Source organism: Agathobaculum sp. (assembly GCF_050946325.1).
Taxonomy (GTDB): Bacteria; Bacillota; Clostridia; order Oscillospirales; family Butyricicoccaceae; genus Agathobaculum.
The window spans coordinates 1-20,591 of sequence record NZ_JBMNUP010000016.1 but is presented as its reverse complement, the minus strand read 5'-3'; the positions used below and the strand labels follow the sequence as shown (position 1 = coordinate 20,591).

Annotated in this window: 19 protein-coding genes and 1 tRNA gene; 17 read left to right on the top strand and 3 right to left on the bottom strand. The window is 51.3% G+C overall.

Going from position 1 to position 20,591, the window contains the following annotated elements; translation table 11 throughout:
* The 8 genes from ACOYIE_RS02805 to ACOYIE_RS02770 all read left to right on the top strand — a co-directional run.
* Positions 1-708 (top strand): ABC transporter ATP-binding protein (locus ACOYIE_RS02805; RefSeq protein WP_433410593.1); only part of this gene is annotated, 708 nt, incomplete at its 5' end.
* Between the two features lie 439 nt (positions 709-1,147).
* Complete coding sequence (locus ACOYIE_RS02800) at positions 1,148-2,347, top strand: ABC transporter substrate-binding protein (RefSeq protein ID WP_433410591.1); 1,200 nt, start codon at positions 1,148-1,150, stop codon at positions 2,345-2,347.
* A gap of 318 nt (positions 2,348-2,665) precedes the next feature.
* Entirely contained in the window at positions 2,666-3,547 is an 882-nt protein-coding gene (locus tag ACOYIE_RS02795; protein ID WP_433410589.1) for a branched-chain amino acid ABC transporter permease, read from the top strand.
* 14 nt (positions 3,548-3,561) lie between these two features.
* Positions 3,562-4,638 carry a branched-chain amino acid ABC transporter permease gene (locus ACOYIE_RS02790; RefSeq protein WP_433410588.1) on the top strand — a complete coding sequence of 359 codons (1,077 nt, stop codon included), beginning with the start codon at positions 3,562-3,564 and terminating at the stop codon, positions 4,636-4,638.
* 2 nt (positions 4,639-4,640) lie between these two features.
* The gene (locus ACOYIE_RS02785; RefSeq protein WP_433410586.1) at positions 4,641-5,399 is read left to right on the top strand and encodes an ABC transporter ATP-binding protein; all 759 of its coding nucleotides are present in this window, start codon (positions 4,641-4,643) and stop codon (positions 5,397-5,399) included.
* An 18-nt stretch (positions 5,400-5,417) separates the two neighbouring features.
* A complete protein-coding gene (locus ACOYIE_RS02780) occupies positions 5,418-6,125 on the top strand; it encodes an ABC transporter ATP-binding protein (RefSeq protein ID WP_433410584.1) in 708 nt (235 codons plus the stop codon).
* A gap of 14 nt (positions 6,126-6,139) precedes the next feature.
* The gene (locus tag ACOYIE_RS02775) at positions 6,140-6,766 is read left to right on the top strand and encodes an AAA family ATPase (protein WP_433410583.1); all 627 of its coding nucleotides are present in this window, start codon (positions 6,140-6,142) and stop codon (positions 6,764-6,766) included.
* A gap of 148 nt (positions 6,767-6,914) precedes the next feature.
* Positions 6,915-7,005 (top strand) — tRNA-Ser (locus tag ACOYIE_RS02770).
* Positions 7,006-7,121: 116 nt separating this feature from the next.
* On the opposite strand, the gene ACOYIE_RS02765 is transcribed toward ACOYIE_RS02770, so the two are convergent.
* Together ACOYIE_RS02765 and ACOYIE_RS02760 are read right to left on the bottom strand one after the other, a co-directional pair.
* Positions 7,122-8,309, bottom strand: coding sequence for a tyrosine-type recombinase/integrase (locus tag ACOYIE_RS02765; protein ID WP_433410581.1), 1,188 nt, complete (start codon positions 8,307-8,309; stop codon positions 7,122-7,124).
* A gap of 54 nt (positions 8,310-8,363) precedes the next feature.
* Complete coding sequence (locus ACOYIE_RS02760; protein WP_433410579.1) at positions 8,364-9,362, bottom strand: DUF6076 domain-containing protein; 999 nt, start codon at positions 9,360-9,362, stop codon at positions 8,364-8,366.
* 153 nt (positions 9,363-9,515) lie between these two features.
* On the opposite strand from ACOYIE_RS02760, the gene ACOYIE_RS02755 reads away from it, so the two are divergent.
* The 3 genes from ACOYIE_RS02755 to ACOYIE_RS02745 all read left to right on the top strand — a co-directional run bounded on the left by ACOYIE_RS02755 (position 9,516) and on the right by ACOYIE_RS02745 (position 11,703).
* The gene (locus ACOYIE_RS02755) at positions 9,516-9,710 is read left to right on the top strand and encodes a helix-turn-helix transcriptional regulator (protein ID WP_297283622.1); all 195 of its coding nucleotides are present in this window, start codon (positions 9,516-9,518) and stop codon (positions 9,708-9,710) included.
* A 339-nt stretch (positions 9,711-10,049) separates the two neighbouring features.
* Positions 10,050-10,715: a DUF6100 family protein gene (locus ACOYIE_RS02750; protein ID WP_433410578.1), complete on the top strand. Its 666-nt coding sequence runs from the start codon at positions 10,050-10,052 to the stop codon at positions 10,713-10,715.
* Positions 10,702-11,703 carry a hypothetical protein gene (locus ACOYIE_RS02745; protein WP_433410576.1) on the top strand — a complete coding sequence of 334 codons (1,002 nt, stop codon included), beginning with the start codon at positions 10,702-10,704 and terminating at the stop codon, positions 11,701-11,703. Before ACOYIE_RS02750 ends, ACOYIE_RS02745 begins: the two co-directional genes overlap by 14 nt.
* A gap of 37 nt (positions 11,704-11,740) precedes the next feature.
* On the opposite strand, the gene ACOYIE_RS02740 is transcribed toward ACOYIE_RS02745, so the two are convergent.
* Positions 11,741-11,947 carry a helix-turn-helix domain-containing protein gene (locus tag ACOYIE_RS02740; RefSeq protein WP_433410575.1) on the bottom strand — a complete coding sequence of 69 codons (207 nt, stop codon included), beginning with the start codon at positions 11,945-11,947 and terminating at the stop codon, positions 11,741-11,743.
* A gap of 91 nt (positions 11,948-12,038) precedes the next feature.
* Between ACOYIE_RS02740 and ACOYIE_RS02735 the strand changes: the two genes are divergently transcribed.
* From ACOYIE_RS02735 to ACOYIE_RS02710, 6 genes are all read left to right on the top strand, one after another.
* On the top strand, positions 12,039-12,206 hold the full coding sequence (locus tag ACOYIE_RS02735) for a hypothetical protein (RefSeq protein WP_433410574.1): 168 nt from the start codon (positions 12,039-12,041) through the stop codon (positions 12,204-12,206).
* A 188-nt stretch (positions 12,207-12,394) separates the two neighbouring features.
* Complete coding sequence (locus ACOYIE_RS02730; protein WP_433410573.1) at positions 12,395-12,601, top strand: helix-turn-helix domain-containing protein; 207 nt, start codon at positions 12,395-12,397, stop codon at positions 12,599-12,601.
* A 107-nt stretch (positions 12,602-12,708) separates the two neighbouring features.
* Positions 12,709-13,698 carry a restriction endonuclease gene (locus ACOYIE_RS02725; RefSeq protein ID WP_433410572.1) on the top strand — a complete coding sequence of 330 codons (990 nt, stop codon included), beginning with the start codon at positions 12,709-12,711 and terminating at the stop codon, positions 13,696-13,698.
* A 41-nt stretch (positions 13,699-13,739) separates the two neighbouring features.
* On the top strand, positions 13,740-16,190 hold the full coding sequence (locus ACOYIE_RS02720) for a type I restriction-modification system subunit M (RefSeq protein ID WP_433410570.1): 2,451 nt from the start codon (positions 13,740-13,742) through the stop codon (positions 16,188-16,190).
* Complete coding sequence (locus tag ACOYIE_RS02715; RefSeq protein ID WP_433410569.1) at positions 16,184-18,001, top strand: restriction endonuclease subunit S; 1,818 nt, start codon at positions 16,184-16,186, stop codon at positions 17,999-18,001. Before ACOYIE_RS02720 ends, ACOYIE_RS02715 begins: the two co-directional genes overlap by 7 nt.
* Positions 18,002-18,006: 5 nt before the next feature.
* Positions 18,007-20,591, top strand: a 2,585-nt coding sequence (locus ACOYIE_RS02710) for a type I restriction endonuclease subunit R (RefSeq protein ID WP_433410567.1), incomplete at its 3' end; no start/stop codon positions are given.

The following is a 20,591-nucleotide window of genomic DNA, read 5'->3' as shown; positions in this document are numbered from 1 at the left end:
GTCGACTTTGGCTATGATCCAGAAAAAATCGTGCTGCACGATGTTTCGCTCTATGCAGAGCCAGGGCAGAAGGTCGCCTTTGTCGGCGCGACGGGCGCGGGCAAAACGACGATTACCAACCTCATCAACCGGTTTTACGATTTGGCGGACGGCAAAATCCGCTATGACGGCATCAACATCAATAAAATCAAAAAGGCCGATTTGCGGCGCTCGCTCGGCATTGTTTTGCAGGACACCTGCCTGTTTACCGGCACGGTTCGGGATAATATCCGGTATGGCAATCTGTCCGCCACGGATGAGGAGGTTGAGGCGGCTGCCCAGCTTGCAAATGCAGATGATTTCATCCGCCGCCTGCCCGACGGGTACGATACGGTCATCGGCGGGGACGGCGGCAGCCTGTCGCAGGGCCAGCGGCAGCTTCTGTCGATTGCGCGCGCGGCGGTGGCCGACCCGCCGGTTATGATTCTCGACGAGGCGACCAGCAGCATTGATACCCGCACCGAGGCCATTGTGCAGGCCGGCATGGACGGGCTGATGTACGGCAGAACGGTGTTTGTCATTGCCCACCGGCTGAGTACGGTGCGCAACGCCGATGTCATTATGGTGCTGGAGCTGGGCCGCATTATTGAACGCGGAGATCACGCTGCGCTGATTGCACAGCACGGCAAGTATTATCAGCTTTATACGGGCGCGTTTGAACTGGAATGAATGTTTGAACCGCTGCTTTCAATATGGACAGCCGGAAAAGAAGGGCGCGCTTGCCGCACCCTTCTTTTTTTCTGCTTTCAGGAAAGAACGCGCAGGCGGGGGGCGGATTCCGCACAGGGTATGCGGTGCAAGCGAACCGGTGCCCTGCCGGGGGAGACAGGATGCGCTGACGCCGTATTTGCAGTTTGCATGATGCCGGACCTGCGGAGATGAAAACACGAGCAGGATTCCTTGCAGCACGGACAAATGTTTTCGGAAGAAAGCACAAAATAGATACATAGATAAAAAAGATAATCGGTGTTTTGTCTGAAATTGCTCAAAAGATGAAAAAAGAGTGCCAATTTTGTAAAACTGTAGTATAATAAAAACAATCCGGCCCGTTCTGTACGGTATCCGCGCAGAAACGGAAAGGTTGTTTCATTAAAGGAGACGATAAACCATGAAGAAGAAACTCAGCTTACTTCTCGCCGGCGCGATGCTGGCAACGGCGCTGACCGGCTGCGGCGGCAGCGGTGATGATGGCGCCAAGACAGACGCTGATGCAGCGCAGGGCGGCGAATCTTCCGGCACTGCGGCAAGCACGGCCTTTAAGGTGGGCGGTCACGGCCCGCTGACCGGCGGCGAGGCGATTTACGGCAATGCGGCCATGAACGGCGCGCAGATTGCAGTGGATGAGATCAATGCCGAGGGCGGCGATATCCAGTTTGAACTGAAGTATGAAGACGACGAGCACGACCCCGAAAAGGCGGCCAATGCTTATAATGCGCTCAAGGATTGGGGCATGCAGCTTTCGCTGGGCGGCGTTACCTCCAAGCCGGCGGAAGCGACCGCGGCTGACCATAACGCCGACCGCATTTTTGCGCTGACTCCGTCGGCTTCGGCGGTTGCAGTTACCGAGGGCAAGGATAATATTTACCAGATGTGCTTTAAGGACCCCAACCAGGGCACTGCCTCCGCAGAGTACATTGCCGACCAGAAGCTCGGCACCAAGATCGCGGTCATCTATAAGAATGACGACGTTTACTCCTCTGGTATTTATGAGAAGTTTGCCGCTGAGGCGGAAGTGAAGGGACTGGAAATTGTATCTGTCACCACCTTCACCAGCGCCAGCCAGACCGACTTTTCGGTACAGCTGAACGATGCGAAGAATGCCGGCGCAGATCTGGTATTCCTGCCGATGTACTATGACGCGGCTTCGCTCATTCTGACGCAGGCCAACGCAATGGGTTATGCGCCCAAGTTCTTCGGCGTGGACGGCATGGACGGCATCCTGACCGTTGAAGGCTTTGACACTGAGCTGGCGGAAGGCGTTATGCTGCTGACCCCGTTCAATGCAGACGCGGACGACGAAAAGACCAAGGCGTTTGTTGCCAAGTATACGGAGCAGTTCGGCGACGTGCCCAACCAGTTCGCGGCAGACGCTTACGACTGCATTTACGCCTACAAGGCGGCGCTGGAAGCTGCCGGCGCAACGCCCGATATGGACGCTGCAACCCTGTGCGACAAGATGATCGAAGCGTTCCAGGGCCTAACGTTTGACGGCCTGACCGGCGAGGGCATGACCTGGGATGAGACCGGTGCGGTTTCCAAGAGCCCGAAGGGCATGGTCATCAAGAATGGCGCGTATGTCGGCATGTAAAAGCCTCTAAGGGGGACGCAGTTCGACGAATTGCGGATGAAACCGTGCTTTATACAAAAGCGGTGCGGATGACAGTCGAAAATCAGACGAAAGCAGCAATTTTCGGCCTGCGCAAATGGTGCGCTGCGGCGCATCAGGATATAGAGGTATGAATGACGAGCAGAGGAGGGCGCCGTATTGCAATGCGACGACCCTCCTTTGTGCTTTTTTCTCCGCCCTGTTATGGGGTGGGGCGGCGGCTTGGCCGCGCGGGACGAACCGCGGCCTCACCCCACAAGCAAAAGAGAACTGTAAAAAAGATTTGAGGTGTTTGCAACCATGACCTTTCTGAACCATCTGATCAACGGCGTCAGCCTGGGCAGCGTGTATGCGATTATTGCGCTGGGCTACACAATGGTTTACGGCATTGCCAAAATGCTGAACTTTGCGCATGGCGACGTGATTATGATTGGCGCGTATATGTGCTTCTGTGCAACCAACTATCTGGGATTGCCTGTGATTGCGGGGGTGCTGCTGGCGGTTGTCGTCTGCACAGTGCTGGGTATGGCGATTGAGCGGCTGGCGTATAAACCGCTGCGTATGGCGCCGTCGCTGGCGGTGCTGATTACCGCCATCGGCGTATCGTATTTCCTGCAGAACGCGGCGCTGCTGATATGGACATCCAACCCCAAAAGCTTTGCGCCTGTTATCACGGGTGAACCCTTTACCTTTTTTGAGGGGCAGCTTTCCGTTTCGCGTGTTACGGTTTTAACTGTGGCGGCCTGCATTGTCATCATGGTCGCACTGACCCTGTTTACCAGCAAAACGCGGATGGGTACGGCAATGCGCGCGGTGTCCGAGGATAAGGGCGCGGCGCAGCTGATGGGTATCAATGTCAATACGACGATTTCGGTCACGTTTGCCATCGGCTCCGGTCTGGCCGCGATTGCGGGCGTACTGCTGTGCTCGGCTTATCCGATTCTGGTGCCGACCACCGGCGCAATGCCCGGCATTAAGGCGTTTACCGCGGCGGTATTCGGCGGTATCGGCTCGATTCCCGGCGCATTGATCGGCGGTATTCTGCTGGGCGTAATCGAAATTTTCGGCCGCGCCTATATTTCAATGGAGCTGTCGGATGCAATTGTGTTTGCGGTGCTGATTGTTGTGCTGCTGGTCAAGCCGGACGGCTTGCTCGGCAAGCATGTCAGCGAGAAGGTCTGAGGGGGGGCGGAAAGATGAAAAAGTTAAAGTCTTACGCCGCGTCCAAGCGGGGCCGTGATACGCTGCTCTGCTACGGCATTGTGATTCTTGCATACGTTTTGGTGCAGGCAGCAAATGCTGCCGGTGTGATCAGCAGCGCGCTGGGCGGCATGCTGGTGCCGATCTGCGCATATGTCATCATGGCGATTTCGCTCAACCTGACGGTTGGCATTTTGGGAGAGCTTTCGCTTGGCCACGCGGGCTTTATGTCAGTCGGCGCGTTTTCCGGCATTGTGGTTTCGACCGTGCTGGCCGAAAGCATTCCGTCTGCCCCGCTGCGCATGGCGGTTGCAGTTGCAGTCGGCGGTATCATGGCGGCTGTTGCGGGCGTGATTGTCGGCGTGCCGGTTCTGCGCCTGAAGGGCGACTATCTGGCGATTGTCACGCTGGCGTTTGGACAGATCATTATGAACATCGTTAACGTGCTGTATGTCGGCATGGACGCAAACGGTCTGCATTTTTCGCTTCTCAAGCAGAATTTTGAGCTGGCTGAGGGCGGAAAGATGATTATTAAGGGGCCGATGGGCGTGTCGGGCGTGCAGAAAATTTCCACGTTCACAATGGGCGTTGTACTGATTTTGATTACGCTGTTTATTATTCTTAATCTGGTTCACAGCCGCGCAGGCCGCGCGATTATGGCCGTGCGGGATAATAAGATTGCGGCTGACGCCATGGGTATTTCAACCACGCGGTATAAGCTGCTGGCGTTTGTGATTTCGGCGGCGTTTGCCGGCATGGCGGGCACGCTGTACGCCATGAATTTCTCGACGGTTACCGCAGTCAAGTTTGATTTCAACACCTCCATTCTGGTGCTGGTTTTTGTGGTGCTGGGCGGCCTGGGCAACATCTGGGGCTCGATCATCGCAGCGACGCTGCTGACGATTCTGCCGGAACTGCTACGCGCTGTGCGTGACTACCGCATGCTGATTTATGCGATTTTGCTGATTGCGCTGATGCTGTTCAACAACTCGCCGATTAAGCAGCGGCTGCTGGAAAAACGCGGTCTGAAGCAGATGGAAAAAGCCGATAAGACCGGAAAGGAGGGCGCGTGACCATGGCGATGCTTGAAGTGACCGAGCTGGGTATCTCGTTCGGCGGCCTGCGCGCCGTCGATGAGTTCAGCATGAAGATAGAAAAAGGCGGCCTGGTCGGCCTGATTGGACCCAACGGCGCAGGCAAGACCACTGTGTTCAATATGCTGACCGGCGTGTACCGTCCGACGGACGGCGGCATCCGTCTGGATGGGCAGAACCTTGTCGGCAAAAAACCGCATGAGATCTGCAAGATGGGCGTGGCCCGCACCTTCCAGAACATCCGGCTGTTTCAAAACCTTTCGGTGCTGGACAATGTAAAGACCGGTCTGCATAACGAGATAACGTACTCGCTGGCAGAAAGCCTGCTGCATGTTGGCTCCTACCGGAAAAAGGAGCGCGCGATGGATGCGCGCGCGATGGAAATTCTCAAAGTTTTTGATCTGGACGGCGTGGCGGACTATCGCGCGGCCAATCTGCCCTATGGCAAGCAGCGCAAGCTGGAAATTGCCCGTGCGCTGGCAACCGATCCCAAACTGCTTTTGCTGGACGAGCCGGCGGCGGGCATGAACCCGAACGAGACCGCTGAACTGATGGATACCATCCGCCTGGTGCGGGATAAGTTTGACGCAACCATTCTGCTGATTGAGCACGATATGAAGCTGGTTTCGGGTATTTGCGAATATCTGTATGTGCTGAATTTTGGCCGGCTGCTTGCGGAGGGAACGCCGGCTGAGGTGCTCAGCGACCACGAAGTGGTTACCGCTTATCTGGGCGAATGAGAAAGGAGGAAACGAACCATGGCTATGCTGGAAGTAAAGGACATTAACGTATATTACGGCCTGATTCACGCGCTGCGCGACGTTTCCTTCGAGGTAAACGAGGGCGAGGTCGTTGCGCTGATCGGCGCCAACGGCGCGGGAAAGACCACTACGCTGCATACGATTACCGGTTTGCTGCCCGCCAAGAGCGGCACGGTGACGTTTGAAGGAACCGATATTACGAAAAAACCAGGCCATGCGATTGTGCGGCTGGGCATGGGGCATGTGCCGGAGGGGCGGCGCGTCTTTTCCGGCTTGACCGTGCGCGAAAATCTGAAACTGGGCGCCTATACCCGTCCCAAGAGCGAAATTGAAGCTTCGCTGGCCGAGGTGTATCAGCGCTTTCCGCGCCTGGAGGAGCGTAAAAACCAGCCTGCGGGCACACTGTCCGGCGGCGAGCAGCAGATGCTGGCGATGGGCCGTGCGCTGATGGCCAAGCCGAGACTGCTGCTGCTGGACGAACCGTCCATGGGTCTGTCTCCGCTGCTTGTCAGCGAAGTGTTCCGGATTATTCAGGAAGTTTCCGCTGCCGGTACGACCGTGCTGCTGGTGGAGCAGAATGCCAAAAAGGCGCTTTCCATCGCGGACCGTGCATATGTGCTGGAAACGGGCAATATTGTGAAAACAGGCAGGGCAGCCGATCTGCTGAATGATGATTCGATTAAAAAAGCCTATTTGGGCGAGTAAAGGGGATAAGACGAATGCAGCCGTATATTATTACGATTGCCCGGCAATATGGTTCGGGCGGTAAAACGGTCGGCCGGATGCTGGCCAAACGCCTCGGCATCCCGTGTTATGACCGTGAGATCATTACAATGGCGTCTGAGGACAGCGGCATTAACGCCGTGCTGTTTACCGATGAGCGGCTCAAACCGGACCTGTTGGACCGCCTGCGCGGCCGTTATAAGGGAGATACGGCGGTGCCGGCAGATTCCTCCAAGGCATACCTGCGGGATGAAGCGCTGTTTGACTACCAGGCCAAGATTATTCGCCGTCTGGCAACGGAAGGCCCCTGTGTGTTGATTGGCCGCTGTGCAGATTATGTGCTGCGCGACCGAACGGACGTGGTTCGCGTGTTTGTTCATGCCGACGCAGCCTTCTGCCTGGAGCAGGCCATGCTGGTGGACTCGCTGCCGGAACATGCGGTAGTAAAGAAAATTGCGGAGATTGACGACTACCGTGCAAAGTATTATAAGCATCACACCGGAAATGACTGGAACGATGCGCGCAATTATGATTTGTCGATCAACTCCGCCGTTTTGGGGTTTGACGGTGTTGTGGAGGAAATCATTCGGTACATGGAGGTTCGCTCCGAATTTCAGAAGTAAAAAGCGAAAGGGCTCTGCGCTGCGGCGCAGGGCCCTTTGAAATGAAAAAATTCAAAAAATAAGGAAAAATACGAAAAAATAGCTTGACGAAAACCGGAAGATGGGATATAATATATTTCGTCCTCTGCGGGAGCAGATTGGATGATATGGAGAGTTGGCTGAGTGGTCGAAGGCGCACGATTGGAAATCGTGTAGGCGTGATGAGCGTCTCCAGGGTTCAAATCCCTGACTCTCCGCCAGAAATACGGTATTAAACTTCGGTTTAATACCGTATTTTTTTATATTTCAAGTCGTTTTCAGAACTTATTTTCGAATTCATATTTTTGCTATCGCGGTTTGACCCTTATTTTTACCCTTATCGGGCGATGGTGGAGTGAATAAAGCGTTCCATGCGCTCGGCACTTTCACGCTTCATGCGGTCGGTCACATGACCGTAAACATCCAGTGTAAAAGCAGCCGAATGATGCCCGAGATTCTCCTGTACGGTCTTGGGATCGTCGCCGGACTGAAAAGAGATGGTGGCAAATGTATGCCGTAAATCGTGGAAGCGAAGATTAGGAAGATCAAGCTGGTTTGCGATCTGCTTGAAGTTTTTGTATACGGTGCGCCGACTGAGCGGTCGGCCGAGTTCGTCGGTAAATACCAGTTCTTCGTCGTTGTGCCAAGCAGCGCAGGCGCGCAGGCGCATTTCGTTCTGCGCTTTTCGCTGTGCCTGCAATACCCGCATGACGGTAGGGGCAGGCGTGATGGTGCGCGACTTTCCGTTTTTGAGTGAAGTGAAGTAATATCCGAAGTCGCCCTTCGCCTGTCGCTGCTGCAGCTGACGGTACAGAAAAATCGTGCCGCGCCGGAAGTCCACGCAGTCCCAAGTCAGTCCAAGAATCTCGCCCTGCCGCATGCCGGTGAACAGGTCGACTAGATAAAGCGACGCAAAGCGATGTCCTTCAATCGCGCGCAGAAACGCGCCGACCTCCTCGTCCTCCAGCGGACGGATCGGCTTTCGTTCGCCGCGTGGGCGGATACAGGCATCGGTGGGGTTGCTGCGGATCAGACCAATGTTGACTGCCTGCTTGAGCGCGCGGTGAAATACACCGTGAATGTTGATTGCGGTTTTTGGGGACAGCCCCTTGCCGCCTTCCGCCTTGCTGCGCACCAGATTGTTAAGAAACGCCTGTACCATGACGGTGTTCAGTTCGGCCAGACGGACATAGCCGAAAGCCGGCTTTAAGTGATTCTTGATGGTCACTCGATAGGAATACTTGGTGTACGGCTTGACGTTCTCGGTATACTCGTTCAGCCAGATATCCAGCCATTTGCCCACACGGCATTTAGACGGCTCCAGATAGCTGCCCTCGTCGATTTCAGATGTGATCTTGCGTAAACGCTCTCGCACCTCCTTTTGTGTTTTGCCATAGATGGATTTTTGGATTTGCTTTCCGGTGCCCGGGTCGATACCTGCTGTGTAGCGGCCTTCCCAGCGTCCGTCGGGACGCTGTCGGATATTGCCGCCACCAGAGGTACCGCGGGAATCCCGCGTACTCATATGTTACACGCTCCTCTCGTTATATCTGAAAACAGAAACAGGTTTCTGTTTCCTTCATTGTTTCAGCCATTCCTCAAAGCGTTCCAGCGAGATTTCGCCAGCCTGACAGGCATCACGGTGCTTTTTGGCTTCTTCTGTCCATGCATTGAATTCCTCGCGCGTCATTGTGCCGTAACGGATGCGGGCGTTGTGGGTCTTGTAGGCGCGGTTATAGGCGCGTGTGATCGGGTTGCCGAGCAGCTTTTTCTGATAGACACGCGAGGCACCAACCTCCCGGCAGGTTTTGCCTTTTTCATATTCACGGGAGCAGTACTCTGTTCGGTCGCCGTCCGTTGCGGCAAACAGCTTGCCGCATAGCCGGCATTCTTTGAAGCGTACCGCACGGCGCAGATAGGTGGATTTGAGGAAAACGTATAGTTCCTGTACGGATCGGGGATAGCACACCTCTGCCAGTATCATCTGCTGTTGTGTGCTGTAAAGGTATTCCGGATCTGTGTTCTCGGCTGGCGAGATCCAGCCGTTATAGGCCGCGCGCGTGCGGGCAGGGAGCAATTCCGTGCGGATAGCAGGCAAGCGCATGGGTGTACGCCCCCAGATCTCCCAATACCGGCGGCAGATATCCGCTGTTTCCGGATTCAGGCAATCGTACAGCAGCGTGTGTGCATCTGCCCTGACCTTGTCCAGTTCCTCGCGGAACTCGGTGACAATTGCAGGATCGATATCGTAGAAGCATTTGAGCAGCAGCGGTGCAAGCTGCATGACCAGCAGATAGAGGAACGGGTTATCCACATGCTGAAAACGGAACAGTATTTCATTCCATTCTCCCATGTTTTCCTCTCCGACCTGCGCTCGCTTTTTCAGATATTCATAGGCTTCCTGTAAAAGGGGTTCATCAGTTTCCTTCCAGTTCTCCAGCAGTTGGATGATGCTTTCTCCGTAAGAAAAGGTGTGCCGGTGCAGCATGTGTTCTGCATTGTCGTAAAATTCAAAAACCTCCTGCTTTGCCGTAACAAATACGCGAAGACGGCACTCGGACGGAATGATCAGGTGCATAGGAAATCCTCCACCTCAATATAGAAATATTTATTTATAAAATAATTATACACCTATTGACAAATCATTTCAAGATGTTATTATGTTTTCGTAGAATTATAGTTCTATAATAGACGAAACAATCTAATTTGTCAACTGGGAGGAGGGATGAAGATGAAACGGATCGCATATGAGGACTACCCCGATGTGCTGAATGCCGAACAGATCGCGATGCTGCTCGGCATTTCACGGTCGGGTGCGTACCAGCTTTTGAACCGCGCTGACTTTCCGACATTACATATCGGAAAACGAAAATTGGCACCCAAGGACAAAGTTCTTGCATGGATCGACCGGCAGACAGGAGAGTAGGCTAAGTTGGAAACGCGAAAAAAACAGAACTTTTTGCCCGTAAAACCGTGCGGTAAATCGCAAAACAGTGGGCGGTAATTTTGCCCCAAAGTGCACCTTTTCTGTCCGAAATTGAAAGCGCCGAAAAGGTGCACTTTTGAAAAAACGCTGCATTGGGCGGTAATTGCAAAAAGATATTTCTTTCATAAGAAAACGCCCGTCAAACGCGAATTTACATCTCGAAAATTGCAATTACTGACCACACTGCTGTTCCTCTTTACGAAGTTGTTTGCCGCAAGGGTATGGGCGGTAATGATTTTCGCGTTTTCGAACCCAAAGAGCAGAGAGGAGGAGGCTTCGATGCATGATCGAACCGGGGCGGCATTCCTCGCCACCCTGCAAAATCTGAATGAATTGTCCGAGCGTCTTGCGGTAGGCCGTGACGATGACGACTACCTACGCCGTCTGGCAAATGCCGCGCAGGATACCGCAATCGCCGCCCGCGAGGCCTATGCAGAGACCCGCGAAAAATATTTCCTGTGCAGCAGGAAATATTTTTCGCGGGCAGATGTGGGAACAGCTATGACCGCCGATCGACAAGATCAGGCTGATGACGATTTGCCGGACGGCTACGAACTGGCCATACAGAAAGACGGCTCGGTGATGATTCGGCTGCCGCTGCGCCTGTCCAAACGAAGCAGCTGCACCGAATTCGTGTGCGAGCCGCTGAACCGGCTGCTGGCACGCCGGGCATCCGCCCTGCCGCGGTTCCGGGCGTGTACGGTCGTGTTTTACCACTGCTATGTGGCCTCGCATCAGCCCGCCGATGTGCGGGATCATGATAATCTGGAAACGCGCGCTGTTCTGAATGTCATTGAGCGGTATCTGCTGACTAGTGACAGCGGCATCTACTGCTCCAATGTCCAGACGAGCTGCTGGGGCGACAGGGATCAGACCGTGATCTGTATCCGGCCCGGCAAAATCCCGGTTTTCGATCTGGGAGCAGGGTACAATGCGGATATGTAGAAACAGCGCCGCATGGCTGCTGCTGCAAGTCAGCGTTGTCTGTGGGCAGCTTCCATACCATGCGCTCAAATTGCTGGGAAGCAACTATGCGCGCACACAGGATGCGTTTCAGAAGCTGTGTCGCGCGGGATATCTGGAAGTTGTCAAGGCGCCGGGCCACAAGAGTTTTTTCGTCACAGATGCAGGGTTTGAAGCCTATTGCCGGGTGCTGCAAAAAGACCGGAGAAAATCGAAAGCGTTCACCCTGGACAAGCCGATAGGCACGCACAGCATCGAAAAGGCGGTGCGGCTCAGCCGCATCAACGAGGCGTGGCTGTTCTTCGTCCTGCTTTGCAGGTGCAAATACCAGACGTCCTTGCAGATCAAGCGCGAACAGGAACGGAAAGCTGTCCGCAGCACCGACAGCCTGAAATATTCTCGGTTCGTCGGCTGCATCTATGACGAGGAGCGGTTCATCCATCCAGTGTACCACTTCGGAAACGGCAACCAGCGGCTCAATCCCAACGGCGAGAAAAACGCGGCCGTGCGGCTAGCTGGGGCAATGGTGTCGTTTGAGAAGGTAATCCTCGTCGAAACGCCAGAAGCGATCGCGGAGATTCTGGAATACTCGCTCTGGGCGCTGAGAAAGGATCCCCGCGCACTCCGGCACATGAAGCTGAACTTTCATGTCACGTGGGAGGACAACGCAATCCTGCTGCCGCTGGATGGGTCAGCACAGGCCTTTGTGCAGCACTTCGATCGGAAGGACTGGCGCGCTGGCATTGCGCAGATGGAAGAGCAGGAGAAGGCAAAAATAGGCATCACACTATCCCTGCTTCAGGGGCAATGGATGGAGCTGCTTGAGTATCTGGCGCAGGAGCCTAACCCGGAAGCACCGGTGCGTATCATCGCATGGGATTTTCAGCAGCCGGTGCTGCGCGTGCTGCGGCAGCGGGGCACGCTGCCGGTAAAAGCACGGATTGGGGTGTGTCAGTTAAGGGCAGAGTAATAGGAAAGCGGCATGGAAAATCCATGCCGCTTTCCTGTTAAATTGGATCCCGACGATCGCTGATCCCCAGAATGTAATCCGTAGTGGTTTTATAAAACCCAGCTAATTTAATCAAAACCTGCGTCGGAATATCGTTTTCTTCGGTCTCGTACTTGGAATACCCTGTTTGTGACATCCCCAGAAATTTGGCAACCTGTGTCTGATTCAAGTCTGCATCTTCTCGCAAGTCTCGCAATCTGTTCATGGCATTCACCTCAAGGTGAGTATGCCATAACCTGAAACAGGTTATTTACTTTTAACCTATTTTAGGTTATCATGAATTTCGAGGTGATAGTATGCCGGACTATAAGAAAATGTATCTGATACTGTTCCGTGCAACCGAACAGGCAATCAACACGCTGATCGAAGCCCAGCGGGAGTGCGAGGAAATGTATATCAGCGAACCAGAGACTGAACTGCGGGTGATACCGTTGCCGGATCGCACGGAGGACGAAAAAGAGTGAACACACCTACCTAAATATTGTGACATAGAAAAGCATGTTAGATTGGCAGCAAAGTAGATCCGCCAGAAGCAGCATCCAAAAGATGCGCTGCTGGCGTTTTCTTTTCTCCATCTAATGAATCGGATTTGAGTTTTTCACGAAAATGTGATAAAATACATCCAAGCATTTCTTGCTTTGGAGGGACTAAAATGGCGATTTGTTATGACCGCTTATTCCATCTGATGATTGATAAAAAGATAAGCAATGCACAGCTAAAAGAGAAGGCCGGTTTTAGTGCCAATATTATCACTCGCCTAAAGCGCAACGAGTATGTTTCTATCGAAAGCATCGAGAAGATTTGTCGTGTGATGAAGTGCGGTGTGGACGATATTCTGGAGTTTGTTCCGGAAGAATAATAGGCAAGAATTTCGACAAAGTGGTCTGACATTTAAAGGCGACTTTCTGGATACAAGACCCTAGCAGGCTGAAAAGCTGTGAAAGATCGGATAGGAGTGTGGCTGTTATGGCGGTAGCAAACAAAACAGTTTGGGGAATCCATACGATGGACGATCCTCTTTTTTTGAATCAGAATCTAATTGCAATCGGCTGGGGAGAGATGGGCGACTTATCGGCTACAAGTACATCCCGTGATGCCTACAAAGAAAAATATATCGCGGCCTTTCCGGACGCTAAAAAAGGTTCAATTGCCACAAGTGCTGGAATGCTATATCGATTCGTTCATGAGGTGCAGGAAGGGGACTATGTGGTGTTCCCGTCCAAAATTGACCGTAAGATTAACATTGGGGTCGTGGAGAGTGCCTATTTCTATGAGTCTGCCGCAGCACAGTATCCCAATCGTCGAAAAGTGAAATGGCTCAAGCATCTGCCGCGCACAGCTTTTTCCCAAGGGGCTTTGCATGAAGTCGGGTCGGCATTGACTTTTTTCCTGGTAAAGAACTATGCGGATGAGTATTTGAAGGCTCTGGATAAGGACTTCAAAGGCAATATCTTGGAGCCGGATACCGATGACACAGTGGCACAAACGGCGGATGAAATTATCGAGGCTACCCGCGACTTTATCTTGAAAGAGTTGAGCAAAAATCTGAAAGGTTATGATTTGGAGCCGTTTGTTGCAAATCTTTTGCAGGCCATGGGCTACCGCACGATCCTGTCTCCGCATGGTGGTGACAGCGGTATCGACATTACCGCCTATAAAGACGAACTGCCTCCCCGCATTGTTGTCCAAGTCAAAAGCCAGGATGGAGACATCAAAGAGACTACCATCCAGTCTCTGAAAGGTGCTATGCGTGAAGGAGATTATGGCCTGTTTGTGACACTGTCCAACTATACCAAAAATGCGCAGAAATACCTGGATAACACCCCTATTATTCGCGGTATTAACGGCACAGAACTTGTGGATCTGGTCTTGAAATATTACGACCAGCTCAGTGTCAAATACCGTAAAATGATTCCTCTGAAAATGGTGTACATCCCCGTTCCGCCAGAGGAGTAAAGGGGAACTGGCAGGGGATAAAAGAAAACGGAGAGGTACCGATGGCAATCAAAAAGAGCGAAATTTACAGCCAGATATGGGCTGCGTGTGATAAACTGAGGGGCGGTGTGGAACCGGCTCGTTATAAGGATTACATTCTGACACTGCTGTTTGTAAAGTATGTGTCCGATCGTTTCAAGAGTAGCGATAATTGGGACATTGAAGTGCCGGAAGGCGGCAGCTTTGACGATATTATTGCCTTGAAATATAAGAAAAACATTGGTGAAGGCATCAATATCATCATTGGCAAGTTGGCAGAAGCCAACGACTTGAAAGGTATTATCGACATTGCCGACTTTAACAGCGAGGAGCTTGGCACCGATAAAGAAGCGGTGGATAAGCTGTCCGGTCTCGTGGAGATCTTCCAGAAGCCAGAGCTAGACTTCACAAATAATCGCGCTGGCGGTGATGATATTCTGGGCGACGCCTACGAGTTTTTGATGCGAAAATTTGCCCAGGATTCCGGCAAGAGCAAGGGCCAATTCTATACACCGGGTGAAGTCTCCCGTATTATGGCAAAGGTGATCGGTATTGATAAAGCCACCGATCCCAGCATGACAGTCTACGATCCTGCCTGCGGTTCCGGTTCGCTGCTGATTCGTGCGGCGGATGAGGCCCCCTGTGAGATTTCTATCTATGGCCAGGAAAAGGACAACTCCACCGCCGGTCTTGCTCGCATGAATCTGGTTCTACACAACAAGGGCGCTGGCGTCATTGTTGGTAATAAAAGCACCTTGTCGGCACCCCAGTATAAAGATGAGAACAACCCTGAACTGCTGAAAACCTTCAACTACATCGTAGTCAACCCGCCTTTCTCGGATAAATCCTGGATGGACGGTATTACGATTCCTGATTCTTATGGGCGATACAGCGAGGCTGTGTTGGGCGTGCCGCCGGAGAAAAACGGCGACTACGCCTGGCTGCTGCATGTCCTGAAATCCTTGAAATCTACCGGCAAGGCGGCGATCATTTTGCCCCATGGTGTGCTATTCCGTGGCAATGCCGAGGCTGACATCCGCAAAAAGATCATTGACCGGGGGTATATCAAAGGCATTATTGGTCTGCCTGCCAACTTGTTCTATGGCACGGGAATTCCTGCCTGTATCCTGGTGCTGGACAAAGAGGATGCTGCTGATCGTACCGGCATTTTTATGATTGACGCCAGCAAAGGCTATGTAAAGGACGGCAACAAGAACCGTCTGCGGGAACAGGACATTCATAAGATCGTAACTACATTCCTTATAATGGATGAATCGGACCCCAAGTCTGCCCGGTTTGTTCCAAACGAGGAGATCAAAGTCACCAACGAGTACAACCTGAATATCCCGCGCTATATTGAAAGCAGCGAGCCGGAAGATTTACAGGACATCAATGCTCACCTGAACGGCGGTATTCCGGAACCCGATGTGGACAGCATGGCGGAATATTGGGCGGTATATCCATCTTTGAAGGAAATCCTGTTTCAGCCGCTACGTTCGGGTTATCTGCGTCCGGCGGTGGGCAAGGACGAAGTGGTTTCCACAATTACCTCCCACCCGGAGTTTATCCGCCATGCCGACCAGGTGGACGATGCCTATGCCCGATGGAAGGAGACCGTTACCCACGATTTGATGGAACTCAGTCGGGACATTCACCCCAAAGAGCTGATTGCCAAAATTTCCGAGCGGCTTCTGGATGATTTTGCCCAAGTGGCTCTTCTCGACAAATACGATGTCTATGAAGTGCTGATGGAGTACTGGGCAGAGACCATGCAGGACGATGTGTATGCGGTCTGCTATGACGGCTATGAGGCCGGGCGAGAAATTGCCTATGAGTATGTGACCAAGAAGAAAAAAGAAAACGGCCAGACCATCGAGGTCAAGACCGATAAGATCAAGGGCTTTGAGGGTAAGCTGCTCCCCAAGGCTTTGATTGCCGCACACTTTTTTAAGGAGGATGTCAAGGCGCTGGATACCCTTCAGGGCCAACTGGATGAGGTGTCCGCCAAGCTGGAAGAACTGGCCGAAGAAAATGGCGGTGAGGACGGACTGTTTGCTCAGCTGGATGATCTGAAAAAGACCACTATCAGTGCCCGTATCAAGGCAATCAAGAAAGACCCCGCCGCCAAGGAAGAATTGGCTGCATTAAAGGAGTATATGTCCCTGTTGGATGCCGAAAGCAATTACAAAAAGGCAATTAAGCAGGCCGATGCAGACTTGGACACCAAACTGGAGAAAAAATACCCCCAGCTAACGCTGGAGGAGATTCGCCATCTGCTGGTGGAAGAAAAGTGGTTTGCCGCTATTTACAGTGGAATTGATGCCATTCACGAGGCGGTGTCTCATAACCTTTCTGCGCGTGTGACCCAGCTGGTGGAGCGGTATGAGTATACCCTGAAGGAATGTGAGGATGAAGTAGACCACTACGAGGCCAAGGTCAAATCTCATCTGGAAAGGATGGGGTTTGCATGGTAAAGGAAATGAAGAAAACGTCATTAGGGTTACTGCCTAACGATTGGGATGTTGATATACTTGAGCATCATTTGAAGATTCAAACAGGTAGTAGAAACACTGAAGATAAACAAGAAAACGGCAAGTATCCTTTTTTTGTTCGCTCCTCAAAAATTGAACACATTGACACATATCACTATGACTGTGAGGCTATTCTAACCGCAGGCGATGGGGTCGGTACAGGAAAAGTTTTTCATTATATTAATGGAAAATTTGATGCTCATCAAAGGGTCTATATACTGACGGAATTTGAGGGTATTAAAGGGAAATATTTTTATTACTATTTTCGAGAAAACTTTTTGAAGGAAGTGTCTAAATACACTGCAAAGTCTTCTGTAGATTCTGTTCGCAGAGATATGATTGCTAAAATGGCAGTTCCTATTCCCAAAATTGAAGAACAGGTCGCTGTTGCTGAAGCTCTTTCCGATGTAGATAGCCTGATTTCCTCCCTGCAAAAGCTGATTGAGAAAAAGAAAGCTATCAAGCAGGGGGCCATGCAGGAACTGCTCACCGGCAAAAAACGCCTGTCGGGGTTTAACGAGGAATGGGAAGAACTAAATTTTGCAGAAAGCGCCAAGCTAAAAGCACGGATAGGTTGGCAAGGATTAACGACTTCGGAGTATTTACAGTCAGGATTTGCTTATCTGATAACAGGAACAGACTTTCATAGCGGCAAAATTAAATGGGATACATGTCACTTTGTCGATGAAAAAAGATATAAGCAAGATTTGAATATTCAAATCAAAAAACACGATATTTTGCTTACCAAAGATGGAACTATTGGAAAGGTAGCGTACATTTCCGATATTCAAAAACCTACAACATTAAATAGTGGCGTTTTTGTCATTCGCCCTGCAAAAGAAAATTCGTTTGACCCTAATTTTGTTTATCACGTACTGAATTCATTTATATTTGACAATTTCCTCGCAAAATTGTCTGCCGGTTCGACAATCAACCATTTGTATCAAAAAGATTTTGTCGATTTTACTTTTAAAGCACCGTCAGAATTAGCAGAGCAACAAGCCATCGCTCAAGTCCTTTCTGATATGGACAGTGAAATTGAGCAGTTGGAAAAGAAACTGGCAAAGTATCAACAGATCAAGCAGGGCATGATGCAGGAACTGCTCACCGGACGGATTCGGCTGGTAGATGCAGATGTCAAAAAGTCGCCGGAGGCACACATGGTTCGGGAAAAACAGCATCAACCGACACACAATCAGCATTTTGATGATGCAGTCATGATTGCAGGAATTGTGAACGCTTTCTATTCCGAGAAGTACCCTCTGGGACGTAAAAAAGTTCAGAAGCTGCTCTATCTGGTTCGCCGCAAGGAGCAGGCGGATATTTCCGCCTTTCATAAAAAAGCGGCTGGTCCCTACGCTGATGAAGTCCGCTATAAAGGCGGCGAGCCGATTGCTCAAAAGAATAAGTATATTCAGATTAAGAGAAGTGATAAGGGCAGCTGTTTTGAAAAAGGTGTGCAGATGCAGAAGGCGATGGCCTATTTGCAGGATTGGGGCAAGCAGACGGATGTGGATTGGCTGGTGTCGCAGTTCCAGTATACAAGCGTCAATGAGCTGGAGCTTTTGGCAACGGTAGATATGGCAATCTGCGACTTGCGGCGGGAAGGTAAGGCAATTTCCGTAGCCTTGATTAAAGATTTGATTCGTTCTAATAAAGAATGGAGAGATAAACTGAAAAAGTATTATTTCAAGGACGTAGATATTCAGCGAGCCATCAAGTACTGCCAAGAACTATTCCCTGACAAGGAGTGATAAAGATGGGTGTCGGCCAACGGGAAAAAGCCACGCAGAAGCGTGTCATAAAGCTATTTGCCCAGGAACTCGGTTATACCTATCTGGGCGATTTCACCGAACGGAAAAACTCCAATATTGAAACCGAACTGCTGACGAAATTTCTGACCCGCAATGGTTATTCGCCGGTACTTATCAGCCGCGCCTTGAAGGAGCTACAGGATGCTGCTGGAGATCAGTCGGTGAACCTTTACGACCTGAATGAGCAGACCTATAAAAAGCTGCGCTACGGCGTCAAGGTCAGCAAGTCTGTCGGCCAGCATAAGGTCACAGTCCAGTTTGTGGATTGGGAGCATCCCCTTGAAAATGACTTTTACATCGCTGAGGAAGTAACCATCAAGCACAAGCGCCCTGATTTGGTGCTGTACATCAACGGCATCGCTTTTGCCGTCATTGAGCTGAAGCGCAGCACAGTTTCCATGTCGGAGGGCATTCGCCAGAACCTGACAAACCAGCGCCCGGATATGATCATGCAGTTCTTTGCCACGATTGGGCTCGTCCTGGCGGGCAATGATTCCGAGGGGGCGCGTTATGGCACCACCGGCACATCAGAAAAGTATTATCTTTCCTGGAAAGAAGATCCCAACGCCAAAGATGAAGTTTCCGTAGCGGTACGCGCTCAAATCGAAAAATACCCCCTGCGTCTGGACAAAAACCTGATTTCTCTGTGCCGGAAAGAGCGGCTTGTAGAGCTGCTGCATAATTTCATTGTGTTTGACAGTGGAGTAAAAAAGACCTGTCGACCTAATCAGTTCTTTGGCAATATGGCAGCACGGGATTTTGTGCGGCGGCATGAGGGAGGCATCATCTGGCACACCCAAGGCTCTGGAAAATCCTTGACCATGGTGTGGCTCAGCAAGTGGATCAAGGAGAATATTTCTGACAGCCGTATCCTGATTATCACCGACCGGGACGAGCTGGATGTGCAGATTGAGCAGGTGTTTGCCGGGGTAAATGAGAGCATTGTCCGTATTCGCCGGGGAAGCGAATTGATTCAGAAGATCAACGACACCTCGCCGGTCATGATGTGCTCCCTGATTCACAAGTTTGGCAAGAAAAACAAAAGCAAGAGCGGCGAGTCCGATTATACTGGATTTATTGAGGAGCTGAAACGCTCGCTGCCGGAAAACTTTTCTCCCAAAGGATATTTCTATGTCTTTGTGGATGAATGCCACCGTACCCAATCCGGCAAGCTCCACAAAGCGATGGAAACCATTTTGCCGAATGCCACCTTTATCGGTTTCACAGGTACTCCATTGATGAAAAAAGATAAGGAGACCAGTCTGGAGGTATTTGGCCCTTACATCCATCGCTATAAGTTTGATGAAGCTGTGCGGGATAAAGTGGTTTTGGATCTGCGTTATGAGGCTCGTGAGGTGGAGCAGAATGTTGTCCAGCAGGATCGGATCGACGCTTGGTTTGAGGCAAAAACGCGCGGTCTGACCGGTGTGGCAAAAGCCAAGCTGAAACAGCGCTGGGGCAATCTGCAAAAGATGTTCAGCTCCAAGGCCCGATTGGGACAGATTGTAGCGGATATTGTTTTTGATATGGAGACAAAACCGCGCCTGCACGATGGGCGGGGTAATGCCATGCTGGTGGCTGGTAGTATCTATCAGGCATGCAAATTCTACGAATTGTTTCAGGAAACCGAGCTGAAGGGCAAGTGCGCCATCGTGACTTCTTACGAACCAGCGGTGGGTGATATTCGCACTGAAACCGTAGGTGATGATGGCGAGACCGAGGCTGTGGAGCAATACGAGATCTACATGAAGATGCTGGGTGGAAAAGACCCGAAGGCATTTGAAAAAGAGGTCAAGGAAAAGTTTATTAAGCAGCCGGAACAGATGAAACTGCTGATCGTGGTGGACAAGCTGCTAACAGGTTTTGATGCTCCGCCTGCCACTTATCTGTATATTGATAAGTCTATGCGAGATCATGGCTTGTTCCAAGCAATCTGCCGCGTCAATCGTCTGGATGGCGAAGATAAGGAATTTGGGTATATTATTGACTACAAAGAACTGTTTCGCTCCTTGGAAAATGCGGTTGCAGACTATACTTCCGAAGCATTTGACAGCTACGATAAGGAAGATGTCTCCGGCCTGCTGACAGACCGCTTGGACAAGGCTAAGGAACAGTTGGAGGATTCACTGGAAGCTCTGCGCGCACTGTGCGAGCCAGTAGCTCCACCTAAAGATATGGTGGACTACTACCATTATTTCTGCGGTACCAATACCGAAGCCTTTGACTTGGATGAATTGGAAGAGAATATGCCTAAGCGGGAACAGCTTTACAATCTGTCGGCAACCGCTCTTCGCGCTTTTGGTGAAGTATCGGGCGAATTGCAAGAAAAGTATTACTATACCGTGGAACAGATTAAGGCGTTGGAGAGAGAAGTTACCTACTACATCAAGGTGCGTGACGATGTGCGTTTAGCCAGCGGTGACTATGTGGATTTGAAGAAATATGATCCGGACATGCGCCATTTAATCGATACTTATTTGTCGGCTGATCCAAGTCGTGTGTTGACCTCCTTTGGAGGAGCAACACTGGT

Coding starts and splice junctions, on each gene's coding strand:
- ACOYIE_RS02800 (WP_433410591.1), top strand. CDS start 1,148: ATGAAGAAGAAACTCAGCTTACTTCTCGCCGGCGCGATGCTGGCAACG.
- ACOYIE_RS02795 (WP_433410589.1), top strand. CDS start 2,666: ATGACCTTTCTGAACCATCTGATCAACGGCGTCAGCCTGGGCAGCGTG.
- ACOYIE_RS02790 (WP_433410588.1), top strand. CDS start 3,562: ATGAAAAAGTTAAAGTCTTACGCCGCGTCCAAGCGGGGCCGTGATACG.
- ACOYIE_RS02785 (WP_433410586.1), top strand. CDS start 4,641: ATGGCGATGCTTGAAGTGACCGAGCTGGGTATCTCGTTCGGCGGCCTG.
- ACOYIE_RS02780 (WP_433410584.1), top strand. CDS start 5,418: ATGGCTATGCTGGAAGTAAAGGACATTAACGTATATTACGGCCTGATT.
- ACOYIE_RS02775 (WP_433410583.1), top strand. CDS start 6,140: ATGCAGCCGTATATTATTACGATTGCCCGGCAATATGGTTCGGGCGGT.
- ACOYIE_RS02765 (WP_433410581.1), bottom strand. CDS start 8,309: ATGAGTACGCGGGATTCCCGCGGTACCTCTGGTGGCGGCAATATCCGA.
- ACOYIE_RS02760 (WP_433410579.1), bottom strand. CDS start 9,362: ATGCACCTGATCATTCCGTCCGAGTGCCGTCTTCGCGTATTTGTTACG.
- ACOYIE_RS02755 (WP_297283622.1), top strand. CDS start 9,516: ATGAAACGGATCGCATATGAGGACTACCCCGATGTGCTGAATGCCGAA.
- ACOYIE_RS02750 (WP_433410578.1), top strand. CDS start 10,050: ATGCATGATCGAACCGGGGCGGCATTCCTCGCCACCCTGCAAAATCTG.
- ACOYIE_RS02745 (WP_433410576.1), top strand. CDS start 10,702: ATGCGGATATGTAGAAACAGCGCCGCATGGCTGCTGCTGCAAGTCAGC.
- ACOYIE_RS02740 (WP_433410575.1), bottom strand. CDS start 11,947: ATGAACAGATTGCGAGACTTGCGAGAAGATGCAGACTTGAATCAGACA.
- ACOYIE_RS02735 (WP_433410574.1), top strand. CDS start 12,039: ATGCCGGACTATAAGAAAATGTATCTGATACTGTTCCGTGCAACCGAA.
- ACOYIE_RS02730 (WP_433410573.1), top strand. CDS start 12,395: ATGGCGATTTGTTATGACCGCTTATTCCATCTGATGATTGATAAAAAG.
- ACOYIE_RS02725 (WP_433410572.1), top strand. CDS start 12,709: ATGGCGGTAGCAAACAAAACAGTTTGGGGAATCCATACGATGGACGAT.
- ACOYIE_RS02720 (WP_433410570.1), top strand. CDS start 13,740: ATGGCAATCAAAAAGAGCGAAATTTACAGCCAGATATGGGCTGCGTGT.
- ACOYIE_RS02715 (WP_433410569.1), top strand. CDS start 16,184: ATGGTAAAGGAAATGAAGAAAACGTCATTAGGGTTACTGCCTAACGAT.